30 protein-coding genes are annotated in these 20,649 nt (G+C 59.5%); 10 read left to right on the forward strand and 20 right to left on the reverse strand.

Annotated features, from left to right (window positions below):
* Positions 1–36: 36 nt before the first annotated feature.
* The 19 genes from mutS to J1N02_RS19570 all read right to left on the reverse strand — a co-directional run bounded on the left by mutS (position 37) and on the right by J1N02_RS19570 (position 13,507).
* On the reverse strand, positions 37–2,616 hold the full coding sequence (gene mutS / locus J1N02_RS19480) for a DNA mismatch repair protein MutS (RefSeq protein ID WP_421147600.1): 2,580 nt from the start codon (positions 2,614–2,616) through the stop codon (positions 37–39).
* Between the two features lie 51 nt (positions 2,617–2,667).
* Positions 2,668–3,657: a tyrosine-type recombinase/integrase gene (locus J1N02_RS19485; protein WP_421147601.1), complete on the reverse strand. Its 990-nt coding sequence runs from the start codon at positions 3,655–3,657 to the stop codon at positions 2,668–2,670.
* A gap of 10 nt (positions 3,658–3,667) precedes the next feature.
* On the reverse strand, positions 3,668–3,862 hold the full coding sequence (locus tag J1N02_RS19490) for a DUF4224 domain-containing protein (protein ID WP_005785292.1): 195 nt from the start codon (positions 3,860–3,862) through the stop codon (positions 3,668–3,670).
* An 86-nt stretch (positions 3,863–3,948) separates the two neighbouring features.
* On the reverse strand, positions 3,949–4,329 hold the full coding sequence (locus tag J1N02_RS19495) for a hypothetical protein (RefSeq protein ID WP_122426058.1): 381 nt from the start codon (positions 4,327–4,329) through the stop codon (positions 3,949–3,951).
* Positions 4,330–4,378: 49 nt separating this feature from the next.
* Positions 4,379–5,248, reverse strand: a complete 870-nt coding sequence (locus J1N02_RS19500) for a hypothetical protein (protein ID WP_421147602.1) — start codon at positions 5,246–5,248, stop codon at positions 4,379–4,381.
* 49 nt (positions 5,249–5,297) lie between these two features.
* Positions 5,298–5,885, reverse strand: a complete 588-nt coding sequence (locus J1N02_RS19505; RefSeq protein WP_421147603.1) for a hypothetical protein — start codon at positions 5,883–5,885, stop codon at positions 5,298–5,300.
* 80 nt (positions 5,886–5,965) lie between these two features.
* Positions 5,966–6,481: a hypothetical protein gene (locus J1N02_RS19510; RefSeq protein WP_421147604.1), complete on the reverse strand. Its 516-nt coding sequence runs from the start codon at positions 6,479–6,481 to the stop codon at positions 5,966–5,968.
* Between the two features lie 10 nt (positions 6,482–6,491).
* Positions 6,492–7,019 (reverse strand): hypothetical protein, encoded by a 528-nt coding sequence (locus J1N02_RS19515; RefSeq protein WP_421147605.1) that lies wholly within the window; start codon positions 7,017–7,019, stop codon positions 6,492–6,494.
* 44 nt (positions 7,020–7,063) lie between these two features.
* Positions 7,064–7,789: a hypothetical protein gene (locus J1N02_RS19520; RefSeq protein ID WP_421147606.1), complete on the reverse strand. Its 726-nt coding sequence runs from the start codon at positions 7,787–7,789 to the stop codon at positions 7,064–7,066.
* The gene (locus J1N02_RS19525; protein WP_421147607.1) at positions 7,786–8,031 is read right to left on the reverse strand and encodes a hypothetical protein; all 246 of its coding nucleotides are present in this window, start codon (positions 8,029–8,031) and stop codon (positions 7,786–7,788) included. Before J1N02_RS19525 ends, J1N02_RS19520 begins: the two co-directional genes overlap by 4 nt.
* Entirely contained in the window at positions 8,028–8,285 is a 258-nt protein-coding gene (locus tag J1N02_RS19530) for a hypothetical protein (protein ID WP_421147608.1), read from the reverse strand. The genes J1N02_RS19525 and J1N02_RS19530 overlap by 4 nt, the downstream gene beginning before the upstream one ends.
* Positions 8,286–8,349: 64 nt before the next feature.
* A complete protein-coding gene (locus J1N02_RS19535) occupies positions 8,350–9,507 on the reverse strand; it encodes an RNA-directed DNA polymerase (RefSeq protein ID WP_421147609.1) in 1,158 nt (385 codons plus the stop codon).
* Positions 9,508–9,719: 212 nt separating this feature from the next.
* Entirely contained in the window at positions 9,720–10,073 is a 354-nt protein-coding gene (locus tag J1N02_RS19540; protein ID WP_421147610.1) for a four helix bundle protein, read from the reverse strand.
* A 57-nt stretch (positions 10,074–10,130) separates the two neighbouring features.
* Complete coding sequence (locus tag J1N02_RS19545; protein ID WP_421147611.1) at positions 10,131–10,718, reverse strand: DUF1566 domain-containing protein; 588 nt, start codon at positions 10,716–10,718, stop codon at positions 10,131–10,133.
* A gap of 119 nt (positions 10,719–10,837) precedes the next feature.
* Positions 10,838–11,314 carry a hypothetical protein gene (locus tag J1N02_RS19550; RefSeq protein WP_421147612.1) on the reverse strand — a complete coding sequence of 159 codons (477 nt, stop codon included), beginning with the start codon at positions 11,312–11,314 and terminating at the stop codon, positions 10,838–10,840.
* A gap of 56 nt (positions 11,315–11,370) precedes the next feature.
* The gene (locus J1N02_RS19555) at positions 11,371–11,736 is read right to left on the reverse strand and encodes a hypothetical protein (protein ID WP_421147613.1); all 366 of its coding nucleotides are present in this window, start codon (positions 11,734–11,736) and stop codon (positions 11,371–11,373) included.
* Positions 11,737–11,817: 81 nt separating this feature from the next.
* On the reverse strand, positions 11,818–12,132 hold the full coding sequence (locus tag J1N02_RS19560; protein WP_421147614.1) for a hypothetical protein: 315 nt from the start codon (positions 12,130–12,132) through the stop codon (positions 11,818–11,820).
* Complete coding sequence (locus J1N02_RS19565) at positions 12,129–12,491, reverse strand: hypothetical protein (RefSeq protein WP_421147615.1); 363 nt, start codon at positions 12,489–12,491, stop codon at positions 12,129–12,131. Before J1N02_RS19565 ends, J1N02_RS19560 begins: the two co-directional genes overlap by 4 nt.
* Before the next feature lie 527 nt (positions 12,492–13,018).
* The gene (locus J1N02_RS19570) at positions 13,019–13,507 is read right to left on the reverse strand and encodes a DUF1566 domain-containing protein (RefSeq protein WP_421147616.1); all 489 of its coding nucleotides are present in this window, start codon (positions 13,505–13,507) and stop codon (positions 13,019–13,021) included.
* 384 nt (positions 13,508–13,891) lie between these two features.
* Here J1N02_RS19570 and J1N02_RS19575 point away from each other — a divergent pair, with 384 nt between their 5' ends.
* On the forward strand, positions 13,892–14,209 hold the full coding sequence (locus J1N02_RS19575; protein ID WP_421147617.1) for a DUF1654 domain-containing protein: 318 nt from the start codon (positions 13,892–13,894) through the stop codon (positions 14,207–14,209).
* Positions 14,210–14,259: 50 nt separating this feature from the next.
* Here J1N02_RS19575 and J1N02_RS19580 read toward each other — a convergent pair whose 3' ends face one another.
* Positions 14,260–15,108, reverse strand: coding sequence for an XRE family transcriptional regulator (locus J1N02_RS19580; protein ID WP_421147618.1), 849 nt, complete (start codon positions 15,106–15,108; stop codon positions 14,260–14,262).
* An 88-nt stretch (positions 15,109–15,196) separates the two neighbouring features.
* On the opposite strand from J1N02_RS19580, the gene J1N02_RS19585 reads away from it, so the two are divergent.
* The 9 genes from J1N02_RS19585 to J1N02_RS19625 all read left to right on the forward strand — a co-directional run bounded on the left by J1N02_RS19585 (position 15,197) and on the right by J1N02_RS19625 (position 20,631).
* Positions 15,197–15,376 (forward strand): Cro/CI family transcriptional regulator, encoded by a 180-nt coding sequence (locus tag J1N02_RS19585; protein ID WP_421147619.1) that lies wholly within the window; start codon positions 15,197–15,199, stop codon positions 15,374–15,376.
* A gap of 83 nt (positions 15,377–15,459) precedes the next feature.
* The gene (locus J1N02_RS19590; RefSeq protein ID WP_421147620.1) at positions 15,460–15,882 is read left to right on the forward strand and encodes a phage regulatory CII family protein; all 423 of its coding nucleotides are present in this window, start codon (positions 15,460–15,462) and stop codon (positions 15,880–15,882) included.
* A 63-nt stretch (positions 15,883–15,945) separates the two neighbouring features.
* The gene (locus J1N02_RS19595; protein ID WP_421147621.1) at positions 15,946–16,170 is read left to right on the forward strand and encodes a hypothetical protein; all 225 of its coding nucleotides are present in this window, start codon (positions 15,946–15,948) and stop codon (positions 16,168–16,170) included.
* On the forward strand, positions 16,167–16,874 hold the full coding sequence (locus J1N02_RS19600; RefSeq protein ID WP_421147622.1) for a helix-turn-helix domain-containing protein: 708 nt from the start codon (positions 16,167–16,169) through the stop codon (positions 16,872–16,874). The genes J1N02_RS19595 and J1N02_RS19600 overlap by 4 nt, the downstream gene beginning before the upstream one ends.
* Positions 16,867–18,237 carry a replicative DNA helicase gene (gene dnaB, locus J1N02_RS19605; protein ID WP_421147623.1) on the forward strand — a complete coding sequence of 457 codons (1,371 nt, stop codon included), beginning with the start codon at positions 16,867–16,869 and terminating at the stop codon, positions 18,235–18,237. The genes J1N02_RS19600 and dnaB overlap by 8 nt, the downstream gene beginning before the upstream one ends.
* Positions 18,237–18,446 (forward strand): hypothetical protein, encoded by a 210-nt coding sequence (locus tag J1N02_RS19610; protein ID WP_421147624.1) that lies wholly within the window; start codon positions 18,237–18,239, stop codon positions 18,444–18,446. Before dnaB ends, J1N02_RS19610 begins: the two co-directional genes overlap by 1 nt.
* Positions 18,443–19,738, forward strand: coding sequence for a tyrosine-type recombinase/integrase (locus J1N02_RS19615; protein ID WP_421147625.1), 1,296 nt, complete (start codon positions 18,443–18,445; stop codon positions 19,736–19,738). The genes J1N02_RS19610 and J1N02_RS19615 overlap by 4 nt, the downstream gene beginning before the upstream one ends.
* A 2-nt stretch (positions 19,739–19,740) precedes the next feature.
* The gene (locus tag J1N02_RS19620) at positions 19,741–20,064 is read left to right on the forward strand and encodes a hypothetical protein (RefSeq protein WP_421147626.1); all 324 of its coding nucleotides are present in this window, start codon (positions 19,741–19,743) and stop codon (positions 20,062–20,064) included.
* Between the two features lie 3 nt (positions 20,065–20,067).
* Positions 20,068–20,631 carry a hypothetical protein gene (locus J1N02_RS19625; RefSeq protein ID WP_421147627.1) on the forward strand — a complete coding sequence of 188 codons (564 nt, stop codon included), beginning with the start codon at positions 20,068–20,070 and terminating at the stop codon, positions 20,629–20,631.
* The last annotated feature ends 18 nt before the right edge of the window (positions 20,632–20,649 follow it).

Here is a 20,649-nt window from a genome sequence, read left to right on the forward strand (position 1 = left end):
ACCGCGCGAGAGTCTATCAGCTTGCAAGCGCGAGCGTTATATCCGAGTCTTCAGTGCATATAACATTTCCAGCGCTTTTCGCGGCGTCAAGTCGTCCAGGTCAAGCTTTGCCAACTCATCCAGCACCGGATGGGGCAGGCTGGCGAACATATCGCTTTGGTGCGGCGCAGCAGGTTTGCGGCTGGCCTTGGCAGGGCTAGCTACCACGGTTTCGTGGGGCAGGGCCGTGGTTTCCAGGCGGCTGAGGTGCTCGCGGGCTCGGGTGATCACGTCGTTCGGCACGCCGGCCAATTGCGCCACGGCCAGGCCGTAACTCTGGCTGGCCGGCCCTGGCAGCACGTGGTGCAGGAATACGATGCGCTCGTTGTGCTCGGTGGCATTCAGGTGCACGTTGGCCACCAGCGGCTCGCTTTCCGGCAGCACCGTCAGTTCGAAGTAGTGGGTGGCAAATAGCGTATAGGCACGCAGATGCGCCAACCGCTCGGCCGCCGCCCACGCCAGGGACAGGCCGTCAAACGTACTGGTGCCGCGACCCACTTCGTCCATCAGCACCAGGCTGCGCTCGGTGGCGTTGTGCAGGATATTGGCGGTCTCGCTCATTTCCACCATAAAGGTCGAACGGCCACCGGCCAGGTCATCGCTGGAGCCGATCCGGGTGAAGATACGATCCACCAGGGACAGCTCGCAACTGGCTGCCGGCACAAAACTGCCGATATGCGCCAGTAGTACGATCAACGCGGTTTGACGCATATAGGTGGATTTACCACCCATGTTCGGACCGGTGATCACCAACATGCGCGTATCGTCGTCCAGCGACAGGTCGTTGGCGACGAACGGCGTGGTCAGCACCTGTTCCACCACCGGGTGGCGCCCCTGCACGATGCGCATGCACGGCTCACTGACAAACCGCGGGCAGTTCAGGTCGAGATTCAGCGCCCGTTCGGCGAGGTTGCTCAGCACATCCAGCTCCGCCAGGGCGGCGGCGGTGTCCTGCAGCGGCGCCAACTGGCTGATCAAGTCTTCCAGCAACGCCTCGTAGAGCATCTTTTCCCGGGCCAGGGCACGGCTCTTGGCCGACAGCGCCTTGTCTTCAAACGCCTTCAGCTCCGGGGTGATAAAACGCTCGGCTCCCTTGAGTGTCTGGCGGCGTTGATAGTCGATGGGGGCCGACTCGGCCTGCTTGCTCGGCAACTCGATAAAGTAGCCGTGCACGCGGTTGTAGCCCACTTTCAGGTTGGCCAGGCCAGTGCGGGCTTTTTCGCGGGCTTCCAGGTCGATCAGGAACTGCCCGGCGTTTTCGCTCAGGGACTGCAGTTCGTCCAGTTCGCTGTCGTAGCCGGTCTTGAGTACGCCGCCGTCACGGATGATCGCCGGCGGGTTGTCGATAATGGCCTTTTCCAACAGCGCTGCCAGTTCCGGGTAGGTACCGGCCGTTACGGCGAGCTGTTGCAGGTGCGGCGTATCCAGTTCGGTCATTGCCACTTGCAGTTGCGGCAGGGCGCTGAGGGCATCGCGCAGACGCGCCAGGTCACGGGGCCGCGCATTGCGCAGGCCGATCCGCGCCAGGATGCGCTCGATGTCGCCGATTTCCTTCAGCTGCGGCTGCAGCTTTTCAAAGCGATAGCCGTCCAGCAGGCAGGTAATCGACGTCTGGCGCGCCTGGAGCACCGTCAAATCCCGCAACGGACGGTTCAACCAGCGGGTCAGCAGACGGCTGCCCATGGCGGTTTGGCAGCGGTCGACCACCGATTGCAGGGTGTTATCGCGCCCGCCGGACAGGTTGGTGTCCAGTTCCAGGTTGCGACGGCTCGCACCATCGAGCACCACGGTATCGTCCAGGCGCTCGTGGCGCAGGCTGCGCAAATGCGGCAGGGCGGTGCGTTGGGTTTCCTTGGCATAGCTGAGCAGGCAACCCGCAGCGCCGATGGCCAGGGTCAGGGTTTCGCAACCGAAGCCTTTAAGGTCCTGCACCGAGAACTGCTGGCATAGACTTTTCAGTGCCGAGTCACGCTCGAAATCCCACGGCGCGCGACGCTTGGTCCCACGGCGTTTTTCCGCAGGCAGATCCTTCGGCCAATCATCCGGGATCAACAACTCCACCGGGTTGATGCGCTCCAGTTCCGCCAGCAGGTTTTCCCAGCCCTTGATCTCCAGCACGCTGAAATTGCCGCTGGTGATATCCAGTACCGAAAGCCCGAACAAGCGCTCATCGCCCAGCACCGCGGCGATCAGGTTATCGCGACGCTCATCCAGCAGCGCCTCATCGCTCACCGTCCCCGGCGTAATAATGCGCACCACCTGGCGTTCCACCGGGCCCTTGCTGGTGGCCGGATCGCCGATCTGCTCGCAGATCACCACCGATTCGCCCAGCTTCACCAGCTTGACCAGGTAACCCTCCAGCGAGTGATAAGGGATCCCGCACATCGGAATCGACTGCCCCGCCGACTGCCCGCGCGCGGTCAAGGTGATGTCCAGCAACTTGGCGGCCTTCTTCGCGTCTTCATAGAAGATCTCGTAGAAGTCGCCCATGCGATAGAACATCAATTGATCAGGGTGCTGGTTTTTCAGGCGCCAGTACTGCTGCATCATTGGAGTGTGACTTGAAAGGTCTGTCATACGGGGCTTTCGGCTCTACCTGTCTATTTGACAATTCACATCTGTCTAATACTACAGGGATTTTTTGGGCATTGTTGGCGGCAGGCCCACGTTGATTTTGCGCAGGCGCAGATAACGTTGCGTCATCTTGGCGTCGGTGTGGCCACCGAGCTTCTGTGCGTCGTTGCCCTGGTCATCGGTATCGGAAAGCGACTTCGCGCGCAGGTCGTGGAGACTGGCATCTTCGACGCCAGCTTTCTTGCAACTGATCGCGAACGCATCTTTAACCGAACTGTAGTGCACCGGTTTTCCGCCGCGCGGCGAGCAGAACAAAGTTAGCCCGCGGATCTTCCGTGGGAGCGCCTTTGCCCGGGCCACCAGGTCCTCCAGGTCTGGCGTCATCTGCACCAGCAGCCTCGCATTCGTCTTCTCCTGTTTGAAGGCGATGCCCTCATGGCTGATGTCGGCCAGCCGGATGGCCAGCACGTCACCGATGCGCTGGCCGGTCAGGTAGCACATCTCGTAGATGACGCGCATGTTGTCGCTTGAGTTGGCGCAGATCGCCTGGAACTCGCCGTGAGTGATGTACCTGTCGCGCTTGTGCTCCAGGTGCCGGCGCACGCCGATGCACGGATTTGAGTCGACAATCTGCTGCTCCAGGGCGTAGGTGAAGACTGCCCGCAGCACCGAGATCACCCGGTTCGACATGTTCGGTGTGTCCGCCATGTGCAGCTTTAGCGCAACGACGTGACGCTGCAGCACCTCGCGTGGCTCGAAGTCGGCAAAGTTTTCCTTCAACCGCTCGGCCGCCGCCTCGTATTGCTTGAGCGTGTTCGGTTTCAGCGCCGGCTTCGTCCTGGTGCGCATGTGCTCGAGCGCGTCGTCGATCAGTTTGGGCATCCCGCCCAGGCTGCGCTTGTCCAGCAGCATGGCGTACTCAGCGAGGGACGCCTGAAACTCTGTGCCGAGGCGCAACCACTTGCCCTTGCGGACCAGGTAGTACGCGCCGTGCTTCTGGTACATGCACGCCGGCAGGTGCCGGTCCTTCTTGCGCGGTCGCATCTATCTCACCTCAGCACAGCCGCAACTCCGGCCCCTTCCTTGATTGAATACCACCCAGCCGCCCAATGACAACTTGGCGCAGCACCTTTGGGTGCCCATCACCACCTACCGCGAACCCGTATCGTTCGGCGGTCAGCCACTTTATCTGTGCCCCTGGCTTTTTATATCCGGTCAGGTCGGCAACTTCCTCTGCTGTCAAAAACATACCTACCTCCCGCAGTCCCTTCTGGGCCGCGCTTTCTTGATCAATTTAACTTGGTGTCCTTGCCGCGCTGGGCGGCAGAAGGTGGGTTAGGGTTTGGCGGGGAACCACTCCGTGTCGTATTCGAACTGGGTAACGCGTGCGATTTCGATACTTGGCAGTTCTCGCCGGAAAGTCTCGGTGCCGTAGGGTTTCCGCACGTAGCCCGCTGCCTCTTCCATGAACTTTTCCTTGAAGATGCGGAGCAGGTGGTCCGCCGCTTTCTCGTATTCATCTTCTCGGTAGTTGGCAACGCAGATACTTGATCGGCAGACACGCCAGACAGTTCGCTTTGGCTGTGCTTCAGCCGCCTTGATCTTTTCGTCCATTGCGGAACGGGCGTAGCGCATCTGGTCAAGGGTAAGCGTGGCGACCCAATCGTCTGTGCCGATGCTTTGGGTGTGGCCCTGGGAACACTTTATTTCAGGCATACGAATACCTCGCCCGCCGCTCACCGGCAGGCATGTAGGGGGATTGGGGTTAATCGCCGCAGAAGCAGTCGATGTCTTCGGCGAGATAGTCAAAATCGAAGTCGGTTTGCCTGGCGCGCTGCTCAGCCGACCAGCCCATCGTTTTGTAATCTGCTCGGTCTTGGCGGAATACCTGGCCGAAGCGTTCTTCGGTACCCGACCACCAGATCACCCGGGACGGGTCTTCGATGATGGTCTTGATCAGCTTTCCTTCGCTTTTCTTCCAGCACAGGTCGCAGTTTCCAAAGTCTGAATCCATGCCTAAATCGAACGGCTGGGCCTTCCAGAACTCTGCGACGTCCTCCTTCGTGACGCCTGCGGTGTAAGAGGGGCATAGGTTGTCCCATCGTGTGCCGCCGCGGTCGTTGGCGGCCATCATGCGGTGATAGCGCTTAGGCTCGTCGTAGCGGATGCCGACAACACAGTCCCACTCGTCGTAGCCCAGGGCGCGCATGTGCTTCTCGCCGATTTTCACCTTCAGGTAAGCCGTGCACATGTTGTTCGAGAAGTTCGGCAACACCGGCGGAAGGTTCTTGACGTCTTTTCGGTATGCCGCGTAGTACTCAAGCATCATCGTGAAGGGCTCACCATTGCGGCTGGCCGTCTCGAAATTCACCAGCTTGTACCAAGGCGCATCGTCAGGCTGGCCGTACACCCGGCACCACTCCATCCAGACAATGCCGACGTTCCATCGCTTGTCGATCTGATCAATGAATACCAACGTTTTTTCGCTCTCCTTGCCGGTATTCTGGAAGAAGGCATGAACATCAGCAGGGAGCTTTCCGCCGTGGGCGTCTAGAATCTTCCGTAGCATCTCTCCGCTGGTGCGGCCTCCACTGACGCCGATCTGGGCCGGGCCCGTGATGAAATAAGGATTCATGGCCTCGGCCCCTTGTACATGAACACGCAGGCGAACCAGAGGGTGGCGATCATGGCGTCACCCGAGCAGCCGCAATTTCATCAATGAGGGATTGCGGGAGCTGCACGACGTACTCGCCTTCCGACCACGAAAGAGGCTCTGACTGGCGGATCATCTCGTTCAGCAGCTCGAATGCCGCAAGCACCTGGTCGTCGCGGATCTCGCCGTCCTCCGGCAATTCGTCACAGAAGTGGTCCGCCGGGTCGATTTGACTGGGGTAGTTTGGCTCGCAGATGCAGAGCTGCAGGTCGGCCAGATCGATATCGCTTTCGATCAGGTAGTCGCGCAAGCTGTCCACATCGAAGAAGTACTGGTCGCTGTCAAAGAAAACCAGCGGTTCCCCTGACCACTCTTTGATGGGCATCGCCGCAAACTTCGCTTGGCGCCTTTCCTGGTGGCATTCCTTGCAGTAGCTGTTCACCTCATAGATTTTATGCTCGGGGTTCACGTCGCAGCGGCGATGAGTTGCTCCGCAGTAGCGGGCAAGATTCTCGTCCGCGCCGAAAAAACGGCCATCAGCAGAAACCCAGCCGGTTACCGTTTTGAGGCTTGCTGCTTCTGGTGCGTCGTACATGATGATTGGCTTTTGCGCAGTCATGACTTCGTCCTTGCCGCTATAGCGGCTGACTTTGAAGGGGGAGGGGTTACAGGTTTTGCGGGTGGAGTACGGATGTACTCCTATCGGGATTTGGCGGCACGCTTGCGGAACTCGTAAACCATGCCGCGCAGATCTACGAGAGCTTCCTGCAGATCGCTGCGGGTGGAGTCGATATTCTCAAGCAACTCACCTTTGCCGTCGTCGCCGCCCTCATCGCCGGCCAGAAGAGCCAGGCCGTATGCCTGGAACTTCGCCAGCACGTCATCGGCTGACTTGGCCATGTATTCGGCGTGCTCGATGGCGTAGTCCTTGTTGGATCGCTCGCCGGAGGTAGGCGCTGCATCGCAAAGCCCAAGCACCCAATCAATCCATTCCTTGCGCTGCCTGTACTGCGGTTGGTCATCGTCAATCGCTTTGACTATGTAGTGCGGGCTACGGTTGATTGACCGTACCGCACTGACCAACTCGTCCCAGCGCTCATCCGCTGCGGTCAGGCGCTGTTGCAAAGCGTCGCGCTCGAGGATCGCCTGAGCGTGCTTGCCGCGCCAGTGCAGCACGGCGTCCAGTTCTTCAGCCGTTTGAATTACCTTGCTCATGCTCAGAACCTCAATTGTCGGTGTCGGTGTAGGTGCGCCATGGCACCTTCACGCCGTTGACCAGAAAGCCCCAGTCACCACGCCACTTGCTGGTGATGAATAGGGTGTAGACGCCGGCGGGCGAGACCTCATCGATTCGGTGGTACTCGCCGTGCCGCAGGCTTGCGGTATCGCCAGGCTCTCGCCAGTAATCGATGTCGGTGTGTCCTCCGGATTCCCAGGTATGCCGACGCTGCTCCTTGTACCAGTCGCGCAGGATGATCGTGCGGGCGTTCCACGGATGGTCGTGCAGGTCCCTGTCTTCGTCGTGCCGCATGATGTGGTGGATGCGGAACGACCACGGGCACCACCACAGCGCCGGCTTGTGCGTGTCGCGGGAGTAGGGGTTGAACAGCCACCAGCGTCCCATGTACATCTCGGCGCCGTCGGCGGACATGATGTGCTGGTATGGGGTGCGCTGGGCGCGGGCGATAAGCCAGGCGGCAACCGCCGGGCGCGCAAGCAGCTTGGCGACCAGGCCCCAGAACAAGTTGATCAAGGGGAGTCCTTGCCGGGCCATGCCCGGGCGGTGGAGTGGGGGAGTTACAAGGCCATTTCGACCTGGGTTTCTCGCTGCCAGGTAGGCGAGCTGTTGTGCGACTCGATTCTGTCGGCGATCACATTGGCGCGCTGGCCGGCAGTTGGTGGGGCATACATACCGAACCGGCTGATACTCCCGCCATTTACTGCGGCATTTGTGGAGTCTGCTGAGGCGAAGGGCAGGTGCTGGAATATCGCGGGGTCAAGCATCCGCAACCCGTGCAGCCTGCACATTGGCCGGCCTTGGTCGTCGCAGACAGCGTCCATAGCGGCGCCCATCCGCTTCCACCATGACCCGGTGCCCGGTGTAGCCCATTGCCCAGAACTGCCAAGGGCTACCGTTCGCCAACACCTCGCCAGCCTCTGCAGGCGCTCAGTTGATTCGTGTAAGTGCCAGACAGGCACGCCGCGAAGCTCCTCTGGCCACTGCCGAACAAGATCATCATTGGCCTCTTCATCACCATCGATGACATCTGGAATGAGCGCCCAGGTGAATCCAGGGTGTCGATGCCAGTCTTCTACCCAGCGCGTGTAGCCCTCGACGTCTACCTGGCCACCTTTTTTCCACACCGTGAACGCGCCGTTATCGAAAACAAACGATTTGCACACATCGGCGACGATTCCTAGATCGTCCTTGCGAGGGAATGGCACCAGCGCGTGCCGGCCCGCGAGGAACTTTGCCGCATCCTCTCGCCTACCGCCGACAGGCGTGCCGTGGTAATGGATCATCCGCTAAGCCTCACTGTTTCGATCTCGACGCCCTGGTGGGTAGCAATGATGGTTTGATCGCCGCCGAATCGATCAGCCAGTTCGTCGGCAATGCGCTCGTGGTAGTCGGACTTGATGAGCGCTGTGGCCGTTTTGATGTGCTCGACCATGATCACACCCAGCGACCGAATCTCCAGGTTGTAGACGATGGTTTCGCCATCCGAAGGGCATGAGGCGGTGAAGGTGTGCCGGTAGATATTCATTTTTTCTTCCTGGCCTTGAATATAATTTTGTATGCGGTGATATCCGTACCGCTGCCCCAGTGTTTCCAGTCCAGTCCCCGGGCTTTCACGCAATCCGGTCTCAGTTTTTGGTTTTTGAACTTAATTCCTACTTCATCGTCAGGACTTACGGGTGGCATTCCACCAGGCCAAATAGTCCATCCGTCCTGGGATCCCAACTCACGCCATATTTTATGGATGCGCTTGATCGAACGCGGAAGCTTCAATTTCGGCATGGCTTATCTCCGTACAGCCGACTGCCTCGCCGGCTGGCGTGATTCGTTAAAAGTGGGTTCGGGGTTACTTCTTCTGGAAGGTCTTGGTCAGCGCCGCATTGACGCTGTTGCCGCGCTTCAGCACGACGCGAGCGAGTGCCGCCCGGTCCGTGTGGCTGTGGCTGGCCTGGCCGAGCAAGCCGAAGTAACTGTTGGCTGTCTCGCGCAGATCCTCGGCCGGCGCCGCGGCGGTGCGCTTCAGTGCTTGGGCCAAGGATCGCTTGCGGGTGGTTCGCCGCCAGGGCTTGATGACGTGGCCAACGAAGTCGACGCCGCGATCCACGGGCTGCAGGATCGTCTTCGTGGGGTTCAGCTTGGCGCCGAGCCTGGGTAGGAACGCTTCGACCTCTGCCAGCCACTGGTTGAGCTGCTGCGGCGACTCATGCAAGAACACGAAGTCATCGACGTACCGGATGTAGTGCTTGGCGCGCAGCGTGTGCTTTGCGAACTGGTCCAGCGCGTCGAGGTAGACGTTGGCGAAGAACTGCGATGACAGGTTGCCGATCGGCAGGCCGAAGTGCGCGGGCTGGGCCACCAGACGCTTGTGCTGCGGTACCCGGTTGAACAAGTGCGCCGGGCTGCGGGTCTCGTAATCCTCGCGCGGGTCGTGCATGAGGATCTGCGTAGCCAGGGCCAACCACCAGGGTTCGGTGATCTTTGCCTCCAGCTGCTTGCGCAGAACGGCCTTGTCGATGGCGACGAAGAAGTTGGCGAGGTCGCACTTGAGATAGAAGAGCGGCTTCGACCAGTTCTCGCTGGCGCTCCGTATCTTCGACTCAAGCCGGGTCGCGGCGTACAGCGTGCCGCGCCCTGGAATGCATGCGCAGCTGTCCGCTATGAAGCTGGCGTAGAAGCGCGGGGCCACATGGTTGTACATGAGGTGGTGGACGACGCGGTCCCGAAAGGCTGCCGCCCAAACTTCGCGGGCTTTCGGCCGGGTGACCACGAAACAAATAGATCGGCCTGGCCGGTAAGTGCCGGCAATCAGGTCGTCGTGCAGCTCCAGCAAGTTGATCTCCATGTCCTTCTCGAACAGCCGGGCGCTCGCGGAATTCCGCTTGTTGCGTCGGCAGTCGTAGTAAGCCTGGACGAGATCCTCGAACTGGAAGGGGGCAACACTTAAATCTGCGGACAGGGCGCGCGAGCCGCTCGTTGTTCTTGTCGTTGTTGTTGAGCCAGCCATCTTCAAAGTCCATGTTGTAGGCGTTGTTGGCGGAGCGCTGCGACCTGTCGAGCTATCTACATCGCCAAACCGAAGGCCGTGCCGATCAGCTTGGAAACTGCGCGAGACCTACACGGACGCTTTAGACCGGCGGTATCTGTTGTGCGCATGGCGGTGACCCAGAGGTCAGCGGCTCGACCAGATTTGGCGCACAGGCAAGAGGGCCTTGACCCTCAAGCAGCGGGCGCGGTTGCGGACTTCTTCCAGGCATTTGCCTGTCGGCCTACGGAGGCCGTCATCTTCATTGCTTTGGCGTGCTGCCCCTTGCTGATCAACCCTCTGTTGGTGAGGGCGCGCAGCAAGTAGTTGAGCATCCAGATGCTTTCTAGCAGGAGGTTGATGTGAGGCATCTTCTCGCGGGTCATGTTGGCCCGGCCGATCAGCACCAGGACCTGCAAGCACTCGTCCCGGATCTTTGCCCCGACAACCTGTTTCAGGTCGCGCGGGATGTTCCGCACCAGGTCAAGCGAAAGCCCGAGCAACTCCTCGGCCACCTTGTGGATTTCCAAATCCGTATGCAGTGCCATCCCTGGCCTCCTGAAAAGCAAGGGTGCTATCGCACCCATGAATGAAGAATTGAATGATCAAATAAACTTTCTGCGGACAGGGCGCGCGAGCCGCTCGTGGCCCTTGACGAGGAAGATGAGCCAGCCATCTTCAAAGCCCATGAAGTAGGCGCTGCCGGCGGAGCGCTGCGTGCTGGTCCAGTGGTAGGCCTGGGTAAACGCCTCGGGCACTGTGATCTCGAGGAAGGACGCCTCACGGCGCGCCATCAAGTAGAAGTCGTTGTGACCGTCGCGCTCGAAGGCTGCGCAGAACTGGGCGGCCGGGTGGTCGTGCTCCCGGTTGCTGCTTGCGAGGTAAGCGGTGTTGGCCTGGCCATCCCATGGAGATTTGGCGCCGTCGAGTTCTTCGCCATAGCCGCCCCATTCGAGATTGGCCTCGGCATCTGCGCCCGTTGGCACGATCAGGTAGTAGGGCTTGTCGCCGCCGGGGAACAGGCCACCGTTGATGCCGCCTTCGCCGGGCCAGTACTCGCCGATAGGCGGGGCGGATGATGCAGCCGCCATGGGCGTGGCTTTACCACCCATCTCTGCGAGCACCTGCAGCGCCAATTGATGGTTGGGCGTTGAGATGCTTGTTGTTCCATCGGTTACTGTAATCAGTTGCATGGGATGCTCCTGTGAGCGAGATAAGTTGCAGGTAGCCGGCGCTTCCCGACGAGCTTCTGGTCTGAGCGCCGTCCTGGCGCTCCCGGGAATCACCTGCGAAAAACGATTGAAGGAATGAATTACTGAATAGGGAGGCTGCGGACAGGGCGCGCGAGCCGCTCGTTGAACTTGCCGTTGTAGTAGAGCCAGCCACCTTCAAAGGCCATGCGGTAGGCGCTGTCGGCGGAGCGCTGCGTGCTCAGCCAGTGCCAACGGTCTTCGCGCAAATCCACCAGGCCCTCGGCCTTGGCCGCCATCAGCAGCTGGCCTTCCAGGCAAGACGGGATGAAGCCATCCAGCTCCAGGGCCTTGCTGGCGATCACGCTGCCAGCCTCGGCCATTGATCGGGTGTTGGCGTCGCCGTCGCTGTAGCTGCCCGCGCCCTTGATCTCGACGCCATACTCGCCCCATGGGCCGCTGAGCTCGTCAGGCAGAAGGATCAGGGCGCGCTCGACGCCGTTGAGCCAGTAGCGGGTGACGAACACACCGCCGGCCAGGGGTTGGCCGCGCTCGGGGAGTTCGGCGGCGAGTACTGCTTGCTGTGCTTGCTTGGTCATGGGGTACTCCGGGTAAGCGCCGCCCTCCGGTTACCGGATGCAGCGAGTAGGGTGGGTTATGCTGGTCTTTCGATTTCGTCGCCAGGCTCTGGCGGGTAGTCGGCGAGCGACTTCATGCCCGCGGCCCTGATGATCTGCGACACCTTTTCAGTAACAACAAAAGGTGTCGTGACACACTTGAGCATCTGCGCTGCCGTTTCAAAGTCGGCGGCGATCACGTTACGCAGCAGGGTTTGATATACCTCCTGCTGGTTGTTGAAGCCGTGCTGCTTCATCAGGCGCTTGAGGTCGGCCTTGAACACGCCGGCCACCTCAACCGTAAACTTTTCGACGCCCAATGCAGCGTTCTTTTCGTTCGCCTTCTCGCGCTTGCGGCGCTGCTTCAGGGCTTCCGCCGTTGGCTCCTGCTGTTCCTCGGCCATGGCCTACCTCTTCGATTTCATGTGCTGGCAAATCAAGCCATGCCTGCCGCCGGCGCTGTCGCACCTGGTTGCTGATGCGCTTCATGGGGTGTCAGCGAACTTGAATCCGTTCTCCTGGGCAATCAACTTGGCGCGCTTTACATGCATGCCTGTCGCCTTCGCCGCCTCGGCTGCGGTTGCGCCGGCTTCTGCCTGAGCCCTAACCATCGGCGTCAGGCGATCCCGCTGGGCGCGCAGCTTTTCTTGGTGAGCATTGGCGGAGATGATCGGCGTGTTGGCCCCGATGCCGCTCGGGATGATCTGGGCCTTCTTGCCGGAACCGAAGAACGCGTCCATCTGGCGGTGTAGATCTGCTATCACCGCCTGCCTTGGGTCGGGCATTGGTACGCCAATCATTGCTGCGCACCGTAGTAGGCGAACACGACCAGCATCGCCGCGAAGCCGGCCGTCCAGCGCAGCATGCGGAAGCCGAAACGGCGTGACGATGCCTTGGCGGCGGCGAAGAAGTCAGCGTTGCGCTCGAGCTGATCAGCGTACTGACAGGCGCCATCGTGACCGGTGCGTGCGCCGCGGGAAACACCGGTGGATCGCTCCACTACATCGAACAGGTTCTTGCCGAGCGGCACCACGTTGAAGCGGGGCACCTTCACTGGCTCTTCGCGACCGATCTTCATGTACATCTCCGAAGTGGAAAGCGAAACACGTTCCCGCAGGGCCTGCAGAACGGCTTGGCTTTGTTGGATGGCTGGGTTCATGCCGACTCCTTGGTTGTGGTTGCGTTTGTTCGTCAGCAGGCTGACCGCCTGGTGAGTGCCGGTGGGCCCAGGGGAGGGTGCTGACGAATAAAGGCGATCCGTAAAAAAGCCCAGTAGGGACTGGGCTTTTCGTTGCGCTACATAGACCTCCCTATGTCACGCAGGGGTGTCAACTCATTCAGGCTATTTCATGGCTGTATCCCTCGCTGTTCGCTCACTGGGTTGGCAGTGGCCACCGTTCTCAAGGGGTGTTGCATGCAGGTGGGCGGTTATAGGCCGCGTTTTCGTCCGCATCGGGGTGTGATCGGAACACCAGGGCGCTACCCCTGCTTGGTTCCCGCCGCGTTTGTAGTATTGGCCGTCTAGCTCATACCGGCTCAGGACATTTACGGGTCTTTGCGATCCTAGCGCTGCAGCCCACTTGGGCACGCTCCGATCACACCCCGATGCGCTCTCATGGAAAGGATCGGGCAGTTAACGACAGGCTGTCGTGGCGCTGGTTGTTCGGAAAGAATTGAAGGAATGAATTACTGAAGAAATCTGCGGACAGGGCGCGCGAGCCGCTCGCCGCTCTTGCCGTAGTCGTTGAGCCAGCCATCTTCAAAGACCATGTTGTAGGCGTAGTCGGCGGAGCGCTGCGTTGACGACAGGTAGTACCACTCCTCACTGAACGACTCAGGAGCGAACTGCCAGGCGTGGTGCAGCTCGCCAATGGAAGGAAGGTAGAAGTCGGCATGCCCGTCGGCGGTGTAAGCAGTGACTGCGATCGCGGCGGCGTGCTTGCCGTCTCGACTGATCAGGATCTCGGTATTGGCGCGACCATCGGTTCGGCTTACTGCCTCGACATCCACGCCGTAGTCGCCGTAAGCGTGGCGCCCAGGAACGTCCTGATCTGCGTATATGATGTGGCAAAGGCCTTCTGGATACTGGCGAAGGCCGCCGTAGATTCCGCCCTGCCCAGGCCATACGGCGCCGATTGCAGGGATGGTTATTTGTTCTTGCTGTGCTGCTTGCATGTCTGATTCCTCGTTGGTTGTCATCCCGCTGCACCCTGTCGCCAAGGTGCAGCAGTGATGCTGTCCGTCCTATTGCCGCCGGAAGGGGCGGGGCGCATTGCATGCCGGGTCATTCACTCGGTTCTGGCGTTTCACCATCGAGCAGCCGTACAAGGTTTTCCCTGTCGTTGGCAGGCTTTCGGGCCTGTCTGCTCGCCGGTCGCCGGTAGAGGCAATGCGGTCTGTTGTTTGTTGCGCTGTTTCTTAAAGAGCGTGGTCGTCCTGTACTTGCTCAGAAGCACAAGTCGGCTTGCATTTATAAAAGCATGCTTGTGTATTGAATGCAAGCACGCTTGTGTATATTTTGCTTACTGTATGTATGTACAGCACTCTTGGGAGGTGAATATGGCTAAGCAGAAAGGAGGCCCGGCAGGCTCGCCGCGGGGAGAAATGACGGGCATGGAGCGGCTGGGATTGAGGGTTTCATCAATGATCAACCACCCCGTGGCGCAGGCGCAGCGCTGGGTGACGATTCATCGCCTGGATACTGATGGAGATCGGGAGTGGGAAGAGGTTCTAGGGGTGATCGCCGAAACCGACGAGCTTGAGCTGACGCTCAATGATGACGGCAGCGTGACCGTGAGGTGGGAGCAGCAAGAGGTTGAGGCAGCGGGGAGGGGCGTGGCTGAGTTTGAGCAGGAAGAAGAGGCGGCTCCTTTCTAGCAGGCAATAAAAAGCCCGGCGCTGGCCGGGCTTTGATGATGGGCGTGGTCTTATACCGGCAGGCCGTTCCACACGTAAAGCACGCGGGCCAAGATGTGCGTGTCATCCACGCGGATTTCTTCTATGTCGTGATGCTTGTTGTCGGAGATCATCTTGAAGCGATCCTTGCCTTTCTTCTGCAAGCGCTTCACGTACAGCATATCGTCGTGCGAGAAGAGGTATATCCCATCCCCGGTAAATTCCCGGATCGTGATGTCTACCAGCAGCGGGTCGCGATCCTTGATCGTCGGTGCCATCGACTGACCCCACCCGGTGATCATCTTGAGATGGAAGTGCTCTTTGAACGTGACGCCAAGGTCGCGCAGGTGCTTTGGGCTGACCCGTATGTCCTGAAGCATCTCTGGGTATTCGTGCGGGATCTGCCCGCCACCCATCGCAGCGCGCACGTCGTAGTGGGCAATCCATACCTCGTCACCGACTTGTCCCGCCCTGGTGAAGTCGACTTTCACTACATTGGTCGACTTCGACTCAAGCGCAACTTCTTCTACCACTTCGGCGATTCGCGCTCTCGCCTCTTCCGATAAGCCCCGACCGTGCTTCGCGAGCATCTGCTTGACCAGGTCCGCCGAAGAATAATTACCAGCTTTTGGAGCATCCGCGGCCTTCCGGCTTGGCGGCTCACCCTTGCCTGACAACAGCCAGTCGACCGTCGTGTCATAGCCTTCAGCGATCGCGACAAGGTTTTCGTTCTTTATGTTGCCAGTATCACCGGCAAACCATTGACGAACAGCTTCGTAGCTGACCCCGCAGGTGGTCGCTATGTCCCTTTTGAATCCTCGCGGCCCGATCTCAGGCTTTCGCGCCAGGACAAGTTTCGCAATCCGATCAGTAATTTTCATGCAAGCAATCTACAAGTTAGCTTGGCAAGCATGCTTGCTTAGTAAACACAAGCATGCTTGAATTGCCGTATACCCAAAGGAGTCAGCCATGAACCGTGCCGACGCAATTAAACATTTCCAAGGGATCGCCCCCCTCGCCAAAGCGCTCGGCATCACATACGAGGCAGTCCGGCAGTGGGGAGAGGAGATTCCTGAGCTACGTCAGTACCAGCTTGAACTTGTAACCGACGGCCAATTGAAGGCCGACAAAAAGAAAACCGCTGCATAAGGCGTCCTTGTCATTGATCTGTTGAGCGAATGATCGCCGGACCAGGCGGCCGCTACCACGGAAACAAATTTGAGGTTTTACGAATGGAAGATTTCTTGAGGGCTTGCCACACCACCATCAAGGAAAGTGGGGCAGAGGAGTTGGCGGGGAAAATGTGTCTTGCGCATGTGAGCCTGCTGCAGCGCTCGAACCCAGACAACTCTGCTCACCACCTGACCATCGAGCATCTGTTTGGCGTTCTGCTGCACACCGGCGATATGCGCCCTCTGAAAACCCTTGCTGACCAGTTCGGTTTTGAGCTGGTCGCAAAAGTGGCGCCGGCGCCGAAAGCGCTGACCGCCTCGCTTATTCACGTGGGTAAAGAAGTTGCGGACTTGACGATCGCGATCCACGAAGCGCTAGACGATAGCCACGTATCCAGCTCTGAGAAGTTCGAGATTCTCACTGAAATTTCCCACGTCCGAGACAGCCTTTCGGTTCTGGAAAGTTCGGTTAAGGCCGCCTGAATCGCAGGCATAAAAAAACCGCCTGGCAGGGCGGCTTAGTACATCTGTATTTCGAGGTGAATAATGATCAATAACCCCCCCGCAGTCAACAGTTCGAGCGATGTCTCGACACTTTCCTACGCCTCTGAAAACGTGTCACGACACCTCACCATAAATCAATCCGCCGCGATGGATGCCGCGCTGATGATCAGCGGCCAGTACTCGCACGCGTCTAAATCCAAATTTCGCCGGGAATGCCTCAGTCACCTGAAGGCATCCCTGGCGCCTGCCCAGGATGTTTCCGCATGAGCACCATCATCATGAGCCTGTGCTGGCCTTTGCAAGGAATGAGCGGCCCGCAAAAGGCTGTCCTGATATCGCTGGCTGATAACGCAAACGACGAGGGTGTTTGCTGGCCTTCTGTTGCTCGTATCGCTGAGCGCACCTGCTTGGGTGAGCGCACGGTTCAGTCGGCAATTAAGTGGCTGGGGGCAACTGGGATTCTGTCATTCCGCGAGCGCATGGGACGCTCAACTATGTACACCCTTACCCCCGCAGCATACGCACCCCCGCAGCAGATGCACCCCGCAGCAGATTCACCACCACCCCCGCAGGAGAAGCACACCCCCCCCGCAGCAGCCGCACCCAGAACCGTAATAGAACCATCAAGTGAACCATCACCTTCTCGAGTTTCTGCAAATCCGGCGAAAGCCTCGAAGCCGAAATGCCCAACTCAGGCCATCGTCGATCTGTTCAACGAAACCCTTCCTGGGCTTCCTCGGGTAGTGATGATCACCAAGAGCCGTGTAGCTACGCTCAACGCCCGGTGGAATGAGAGTGTGGTTCACCAAGATCTCGATTTCTGGTCGGACTTCTTCAAGTTGGTCGCAGCTAGCCCATTCCTGATGGGCCAGACAGAAGGGCGAGCCGGCAAACCGTTCCGCGCGGTGTTCGATTGGCTCATTGCACCGACCAACTTCGTGAAGGTCATCGAGGGTAATTTCAATGCGTGACCCATACAGCCTTGAGGCCGAGCACGGTGTGCTGGGCGCCATGTTCCTGCGCCCTGAGTTGATCGACTTGCTCAGTGCTGACCTGTCGGTCGAGGATTTCTACTACGAGGACAACGCCGCCATCTATCGCGGCATCTTGGACTTGCATGGTGCAGGCCAGCCGGTGGATATCGTGACTATCGGCGCTCGTGTCGGGGACCTGCCTTGCGGTTCTCCCGCCTTCGCGTACGCCGCCGATATCGCCCGTAACACTCCAAGCGTTGCGAACGCTGCCTCGTACGCCGGAACCGTTCGTGAGCGCAGCCTGGATAGATCACTGATCGCATTGAGCGTTCGGATCAACGATATCGCTTACGGCGACCAGACCACCGTGGACAAGGTGGCAGCTGTGCAGGCCGAGGCCCAGGCGGTCGACAGCCAGTCGGCCACGTCCGAGGTGATCAAGGCTGAGGACATCCTGGATGACTACATCGAAGTGCTTCAGGCCCGTGCCGACCGGGGTGACGAGATTGACGGGCTATCCACCGGCATTCCCGATCTGGACGAGAAGCTGCAGGGCTTGAAGCCTGGCCAACTGATCATCATTGCGGGCCGCCCGGCCATGGGTAAAACCACCCTGGCCATGAACATCGCATCCAACGCCGCTATCCGTGAGGGTAAGAGCGTGATGGCGTTCAGTCTCGAAATGGATAACACCGGCCTGATGGACCGTTTCATGGCGTCCGAAGGGCGTATCCCCCTGCACTTGATCAAGAACGGAAAGGCTCCCCACAGCCACGGCGCGGAGCTGATGAGTGCGGCCGGCAAGCTCAAGCACTCCAGCCTTTACCTGTCGGACCGTGCGTCAATGTCGATGAACCGTATGCGGGCTGCCGCACGCCGTCACAAGCGCCGGTACGGACTGGATCTGATGGTGATCGATTACCTGCAATTGATCGAATCAGATTCGCGCACCTTCAGTCGTGAACAGGAAGTCAGCCATATGACGCGGACGGCGAAGCTGATGGCTCGTGAGCTTGGCATTCCAGTCATCTTGCTCAGCCAGCTTTCCCGCGAGTGCGAGAAGCGCCCAAACAAACGACCTATGTGTTCTGACCTGCGCGAATCCGGCGCTATTGAGCAGGACGCGGACATCATCCTCTTCGTCTATCGCGACGAGGTTTACCACGAACACAGTGAGGCCAAAGGCATTGCCGAAATCATCATCGGCAAGGGCCGGGATATTGCCGGTGGCACCGTGCGGGCCGCCTTCCTTGGGCAGTACAGCCGATTTGAACAACTGGCTGCTGGATGGGTTGAGCCGTCCAAGCCTGCAAAGGTCACCAGCATGGCTGACCGCTACAAACAAAAGGATCAATTCTAATGGCAAATCCCCGCCTCGCCGTTCCCGAGCCTGACTTGTACCGCTACGCGGTGTTTTGCTGTTCTTCCAAGATAGACCTGGGGAATGCACCAGATCATGCGCTTGCGCTCTTTTTTGATAAGGCCATGGCAGTTCGATACGGCGGCCAGATGTGGCCGTCGACGTTCGAGGTTATCGACCTCCTTAATCCGGAGGAGGGCGCGTTTTGAACACCCAAATCAAAACCCTGACGGTGAAGCTGTCGGATGCCGAGGTCGCCCGCAATGCCAAACTTGAGCATGTGCGCGACCTGCGGGATGCAGGCCACCCGGCGCTGCACTTCCGTTTCGCCAAGAATCGCACGCGCGGCTCCTGGTACCTGCTCAACAAGCGCAAATGGCATCGCATCGGCGGCTTTCCCGAGTTGAATACCAAGCAGGTGATCGCCGCCCTGCCGGCCGTGCGTCTGCGAGTTGCTGCCGAGGGCGCGGCCAGTGTTTCCGGTTGGGTGACTGTGGGCGAACTGCTTGATTGGTTCGGCGATCGCATGGCCAAGTCGCGTTCGCTGTCAGACAAGCGTCGGGCTGCGGGCAAGTCAGCTATCAGCTGCCAGCTCAAGCCTCGCTTGGACGATCTGCTGCTGCGCGACGTCAGCGCCCAGACCCTCGACAAACTGTTGATGTGGCCGGCCCAGGCCGAGCTGTCGCTGTCGTATGTGCAGCAGTTGTACCGCCTGCTCGCGGTGGCGTTCCGTCAGGCCCGCAAGCTGGACCTGATCCCGGTCAACCCGATGGCGGAAATGAAGTTCGTCAACTTCACCACGGCGCGGATCCTGCCCAAGCCGGCGCGGCTGCGTGATGTGCAGTTGCAGGGCCTGGTGAGCCTGCTGGCCGAGCGCTTCGACAGTGCACCGGGTGACGCCATGCTGGCCTTGATGATGCTGTGCCACGGCACCCGGATCGGTGAGACCCGCCAGTCCCGCTGGGCCGACATCGCGCTACCAGAGCGTGAGTGGTTCGTCCCGGCAGAACACACCAAGACCAAGACTGAGCTGCGTGTGCCACTGACCGATCAGGTGTGCTCGCTCCTACAGCTATACCGCACCCGGCAAAACGCGCAAGGCTACGAAGGGCCGTTCCTGTTCCCGTCACGCCGTGGCAAGGCACTCAGCGATAACCAGGCGAGCGCGGTATTCACCCGATTGGGGCAGGGCGCTTGGACGAGTCACGACCTGCGCAAGGTGGCCCGCACCGCGTGGACCGACCTTGGCGTCGACGGTCACATCGGCGAGATGCTGCTCAACCACTCCCTGGGCAAGATCGCCTCCACCTACATCAACACCCAGGCCAAGGAGCAGCGCCGACTGGCCTTGGTGAAGTGGCACAACTGGTTAGATGAGCGTGGCTTCAAGGCGATTCACGCGCAGACAGGCGTTAGATATGAAGATTCGCAAAACCTCGTAGACGCCCTGAACGACGGGGCCTGCGAGCCAGAACCACAATTTGTTAAGGGCGAGGTTTAAAAATGATGAAAAAGCAGCATGGCCCCGCCTTTCGAAAGGATTTGAAGTTGCTCGACAAGTGCCCTGACTGCCAGGGTCGGGGGTTCACCAACGGGGTTTTCTATCAGATAGATTGCGGTTCTTGCCACTCTTCCGGTCTCGTCGAAGCGGGCACAGCTAAGCCGCTGGAACTCCAAGATCTCGTTGGTCAACTGAGCCTTCGGCTTCAACTGGCACAGCGAGAAATCGAAGCCTTGAAGCGCCAAGTGCCGATGCTTGGCCCGGCCGCCCAGTACAACCAGAACAACCGCCGTGGCCCAGGCGCCACCAACTTCACAGGGGATTGATCCATGGCTATGTACAAAGACGTGATGGGCACCCTGGTGCGGGTGCTGGCAGCCGACAACATCGACAACAGCACCAAGCAGTCATGGCAGAAGCTGATTGACGCCGACCTTCGCCAGGGCGGTACTGGCAGCACGTTGTCAGTGCGCGACAAGTTCGATTATGACTGCTGCCTTTACGCGCTGCTGCACCGTCAGCTCGACCCGGCTCAGTGGGATGTGCTGGTGGCCAAGTACTCGACGCACAAGGGCAACAAGGTTAATGCCATCGGCCGCCTGGTAGCTCGAATGGTGTCTCCGGCGCCTCATCTGTTCATCTATAAGGCGCTGACGGCCTGGGCCATACCGAAGCTGAAGGGCGTGCAGGTTGGCAAGCGCTCCACGGATATGATCGTTCTGCCCGCAGAGTTCTACGACATGAACACCTGGGACCTGGCGGGCTCACCGGAGCGCACCCGTCGCAACTGGCGAGGTGGAATCCACAAGCGTTTGGAGCAGCTCGAAGAGCAGGCCGTGATCCACGCAACCGAGATATTCGACAGTGAGCAAATCTTTGTAGATGCCGCTTGACCAGTTGGCCGACTGGCC

It is taken from the genome of Pseudomonas sp. NFX5 (genome assembly GCF_049132125.1).
GTDB classification, from domain to species: Bacteria; Pseudomonadota; Gammaproteobacteria; order Pseudomonadales; family Pseudomonadaceae; genus Aquipseudomonas; species Aquipseudomonas marginalis.